The following is a 1,306-nucleotide window of genomic DNA, read 5'->3' on the forward strand; positions in this document are numbered from 1 at the left end:
AGAGACCGCCATGTCCGTTCGAATCCTGTTGCCGACCGTGGCTGCCATGCTTGCCGCCACCGGCCTGGCCGAAGCCCGGCCCGACAGCCGCGCCATGAGCTGCGCGCAAATCCGCGCCATGATCCACAGCCACCGCGCCGTCGTGCTGACCACCGGCCCCAATACCTATGACCGCTATGTCAGGCAGTTCGGCAATGAATGCGATTGGCCCGAAGTGCCGATGTCGGCCTATATCCCGGCCCGCGACGGGCACTGTCCGGTCTACCGCTGCGAGGAGCCGGTCAACAATTTCCCGAATTGACCGGTCGGCCAGGCGCCGGCATCGACGTTCGGGGATTGCCGCATCCCTGCCTGAAACCATTCCGAGGGGGCCGCGTTGACGCGTGGGGGGGCCGCCACAGGAGATGCCCATGACCGTCAACTGCCACGTATCCATCGACAACCGGCCTCAATCGATCGAGGCCGTTTTCCAGGCCGTGCCCCGGATCGGCGAGAGCGTTTCGCTGTCCGTCGACGGAAACGCCCAGGACCTGCGCGTTTCGCGTGTCGTGCATGTGCCCGACGGCTCGCTCGAAGGAGCTGCGATCATCGTCGAGGTGACGGCCAACATCCTCTAGCCCCCTGAATCCGCAAATGCGGCGCGCCTTGGCCACGGCGGCGGCTTTCAGATGCCTAAGCCGATCGTCTGGCCGGCGTCTTCCATAGGGTGCTGCGGCACGATGATCGACGCCAGCGGCGCGTTCAGCGTCCATCTGAAATAGCCGGGCGAGCGCTCGATCACGGCGGACCCGCCGAGCGACTGCGGCGCCACCCTTTGCAGGACAACGGTGCCGAACCCCTTGCGCGTGGTGTCGTCGCGCTCGTCGCCGCCGCTATAGGGGGGCGACCGCTCCTCCCAGACAAGTTGGAATTCGCGTTCGGCCAGAGCGTCGTCGCTCATGCTCCAGGTCACCTCGACCCGGCCGGAATCGCTGGCGAGCGCTCCATACTTGGACGAATTGGTGCCGAGCTCGTGGAAAGCCATGCCGAGATTCTGCACCGCATTCGACTGCAAGGTCAGCAGCGGTCCCGAAAGCAGTATCTGCTCCTCGCGGCCGAACGGTTTGAGATGTTCCTGGACCAGGTCGAACAGGCTGGCTCCCGCCCAGTTCGAGGTGACCAGCAGATCGTGCGAGCGTGACAGCGCCATGATGCGGGCGCGGATCATCTCCTCGAACTCGCGCGGGTCCTGCGAGCGCTTGCTGGTTTCCCTGACCATCGACAGGATCACCGCAAACTGGTTCTTGACGCGATGGTTGACCTCGCG

Annotated in this window: 3 protein-coding genes; 2 read left to right on the plus strand and 1 reads right to left on the minus strand. The window is 65.1% G+C overall.

What is annotated here, in order from left to right; genetic code table 11:
* Nucleotides 1-10: 10 nt before the first annotated feature.
* On the plus strand, nucleotides 11-301 hold the full coding sequence (locus FJ980_RS32200; protein WP_140547516.1) for a hypothetical protein: 291 nt from the start codon (nucleotides 11-13) through the stop codon (nucleotides 299-301).
* A 109-nt stretch (nucleotides 302-410) separates the two neighbouring features.
* Nucleotides 411-617 (plus strand): hypothetical protein, encoded by a 207-nt coding sequence (locus FJ980_RS32205; RefSeq protein ID WP_140547517.1) that lies wholly within the window; start codon nucleotides 411-413, stop codon nucleotides 615-617.
* A 47-nt stretch (nucleotides 618-664) separates the two neighbouring features.
* On the opposite strand, the gene FJ980_RS32210 is transcribed toward FJ980_RS32205, so the two are convergent.
* The coding region (locus FJ980_RS32210) for a sensor histidine kinase (RefSeq protein ID WP_140547518.1) at nucleotides 665-1,306 on the minus strand (642 nt) is incomplete at its 5' end.

Source organism: Mesorhizobium sp. B1-1-5 (assembly GCF_006443065.1).
In the GTDB taxonomy this organism is placed as follows: Bacteria; Pseudomonadota; Alphaproteobacteria; order Rhizobiales; family Rhizobiaceae; genus Mesorhizobium.